This window comes from Methylobacterium iners (genome assembly GCF_022179305.1).
GTDB classification, from domain to species: Bacteria; Pseudomonadota; Alphaproteobacteria; order Rhizobiales; family Beijerinckiaceae; genus Methylobacterium; species Methylobacterium iners.
The window spans coordinates 1-2,966 of record NZ_BPQP01000115.1 but is presented as its reverse complement, the minus strand read 5'-3'; the positions used below and the strand labels follow the sequence as shown (position 1 = coordinate 2,966).

Annotated in this window: 3 protein-coding genes; 1 reads left to right on the top strand and 2 read right to left on the bottom strand. The window is 61.9% G+C overall.

Annotated elements, in window-relative coordinates; genetic code table 11:
* The first annotated feature begins 652 nt into the window (after nt 1-652).
* Nucleotides 653-1,651, top strand: coding sequence for a magnesium transporter CorA family protein (locus MFF55_RS25275; protein WP_238246862.1), 999 nt, complete (start codon nt 653-655; stop codon nt 1,649-1,651).
* Nucleotides 1,652-1,935: 284 nt separating this feature from the next.
* Here MFF55_RS25275 and MFF55_RS25270 read toward each other — a convergent pair whose 3' ends face one another.
* Both MFF55_RS25270 and MFF55_RS25265 read right to left on the bottom strand, forming a co-directional pair.
* Nucleotides 1,936-2,334: a (R)-mandelonitrile lyase gene (locus MFF55_RS25270; RefSeq protein ID WP_238246861.1), complete on the bottom strand. Its 399-nt coding sequence runs from the start codon at nt 2,332-2,334 to the stop codon at nt 1,936-1,938.
* 31 nt (nt 2,335-2,365) lie between these two features.
* Nucleotides 2,366-2,965 (bottom strand): SDR family NAD(P)-dependent oxidoreductase, encoded by a 600-nt coding sequence (locus MFF55_RS25265; protein WP_283206801.1) that lies wholly within the window; start codon nt 2,963-2,965, stop codon nt 2,366-2,368.
* Between the last annotated feature and the right edge of the window lies 1 nt (nt 2,966).

Genomic DNA, 2,966 nt, shown 5'->3' with positions numbered 1-2,966 from the left:
GTCGGCGGCCTCGTGTACTAGATCTCTGCTGGCAAGAACGGAGATAGAATTCTAGCATCGTAAAATCCCAAGATAGGGTCATCAACTCAGTGTCAGATTGAGAGCCAGGCAGCTTGGAGGATGCGTCTCGCCTGCGTTGCCCATCCAAGATGGCGAATAATCTAAGCCTTGGCGTTTATTCCAGTTCCAGGGCGACCATATTACACTATGCGATGCGAGGACTTAACATCCCTCCACCTATTTGGCATAAAATGGCGAGGCACTCTCACCTTGAGCCTTGTCCGCTAGGATTAACTGCCGTCGATCTTGAGACATCCGGGCGCGCAAGGGTCCTACGCGGCCGTGTTACTCCGTGATACCCGCACTGGAATCAGCCCTGATCAGCTTGGGCGCATCTTCGAGCGGTTCTTCACGACGAAGGGGGCGGGGGTTACAAGTCCGGGTCTTAATCGCGCTGGCACGTGGCTCCACGGGTGCCTCCCGCTACTCCCGCATTCCCGTCGACCGTGTCGTCGAGATTGGGACACAGATCGGTATCTAGACTCCTCCTTCCGATGCTTCCGTTCAGCATGGTGCCTCATCACGGTTGGCTCGTGGCGCCCGTGCCCCTATAGCGCCGCTGCGCCGTCCGGTTGCGCGACGAGTATTCCGCATGATGACGTTCTACGGCCTGCGCGAAGGCCGCATGACGCGCCTGACCACGGCCTCCGCCTTCCCTGCATCCAGCCTGCCTGCGCTCTCGGACGTGCTCTGGATCGATCTTCTCGACCCGACGCACGAGGAGGAGAGAGCAGTCGAGAGCCTGCTCACTCTGCAGGTGCCCACCCGCCAGGAAATGGCTGAGATCGAGGAATCCTCTCGCCTCTACACGGATTGGGACGCGCTCGTAATGACTGCGGTGGTGATCGACGGGGCTACTGAGGGACGGCCTGCCCGAACGCAGGTTACCTTCGTGCTCACCCCCACCCACCTCGTCTCGGTGCGCTACGCCGACCCTGTCCCGTTCCGCACCTTCGAGGCCAAGTGCCAGCGTCAGCCCGAACTGCACACCAGCAGCGACCGGATCCTCGCCTCGCTCCTGGACAGCATCGTCGAGCGAGCAGCGGACGTGCTGGAGCTGGTAGCGGCCGACCTGAACGAGGTCTCTGTACGGCTCTTCTTCGACGAGGAGCAGCGCCGCAGACCCAAGCGAGCCGAGGACGAGCTTCAGGTGCTGATCAAACGACTTGGTCGCAGGAACATGACTATGGCGATCCTGCGCGAGAGCGTACTGTCGTTGTCCAGGCTCGTACCCTTCATGCGTCAGGGGACAAGCGAGTGGCTGACCGAAGACTGTACGCGGCGCCTCAAGATGATCGAGCGGGATCTGCGCTCGCTCTCAGCCTACGAAGGCCAGCTCTCCTCCGAGATCGTCTACCTGCACGAGGCGACGCTCGGGCTGATCAACCTCGCGCAAAACCGGATCATCAAGGTGTTCTCGATCGCAGCGGTGCTGTTCCTGCCGCCCACAGTGGTGGGCACGATCTACGGTATGAACTTCGAGGCAATGCCGGAGCTGAAGTGGGCGTTTGGCTATCCCTTCGCCTTGCTGCTCATGGGGCTCTCAGCCGCGTTGCCCTACTACTGGTTCAAGCAAAAAGGCTGGCTGTAGCTGACTGCTTCAGCTGGGTAAGATCGAGGCAGCCGCTCCATAAAAGGTCCGGTAGAGGCCGTCCGCTTACGAAAATGAGAAGTACGGCCTTCTACTGCGATGTTGGGCCTGAAGCGGGATGTCCGCTTTGAGACGGAAGGCCAAAGTCCGCTTCCCACCCCTTGCCGACCTTCGGAAGGTCCGCTCCCAAGCTGTTGAGGCAGAGGCCAAGATCTAGGTTGGATGGAAACCCGCCGGTCCGCTCTTGGCGTCGTATCGCTGAAAGCGGACCTTGTCGCCAGTGCTCAGGACCCGGAATACTCCCGTTCGGTGACCTGCTCCATCCATGTCACAGCCTTGCCGTCGAGACGCTCTTGGATAGCGATGTGCGTCATCGCCGTGTTCGCACTGGCGCCATGCCAATGCTTCTCGTCCGGCTCGAACCAGACGACATCGCCGGGTGCGATCTCCTCGATGGGGCCGCCCGCGCGCTGAACCCATCCGCGCCCGAACGTGACGATCAGCGTCTGGCCAAGCGGGTGCGTGTGCCATGCCGTCCGTGCGCCCGGCTCGAATGTCACGCTAGCCATCGCGACGCGGGCCGGATCGGGCGCGCTGTGAAGCGGATCAATCCTTACCGTGCCGGTGAACCATTCCCTGGGCCCCGCGCCCGAGGGCTGAGTTCCGCTTCGCTTGATGTCCATGAGACCTATCCTCCATCGTTCGCAGTAAACGTCAGAGCGACCAGCCGCCGTCGACGACGATCGACGAGCCAGTGACAAAGCCGCCGAGGTCGGAGGCCATCCACAGCACCGCCTCCGCAATCTCCTCCGGCTTACCGAGCCGGCCGACCGGTTCGAGGTCGATCGCCTTCTGGATGTCGCCGCCGGTGAAGCGGTCCATCATCGGCGTCTCGATGTTGCCGGGCAGAACTGCGTTCACCCGAATGTTCTGAGTGGCGTAGTCGAGCGCGGCGGATTTGGTCATGCCGATGATCGCGAACTTCGAGGCGGCATAAGATGCCCCGCCGGCCACCCCTCGGATGCCGGCTCCGGACGAGGTGTTGACCACCACGCCGCCGCCCTGGCGCACCATCTGCGCCAATTCGTGCTTCATGCAGACAAATGTGCCTCGCAAGTTGATGTCGAGGATGCGGTCCCACTCCTCAAGCGCGATCTCATGCAGTGGGGCCGCTTTGTTCTCGACGCCGGCGTTGTTGAAGGCCACGTCGAGCCGCCCGAAGTGCTCGACCACCTGGCTCACAGCCGCCTCGACCTGCTCCGGCTTGGACACGTCGCATCCGATGGCCAGCACTTCGGCGCCTAGGTTCGTCACT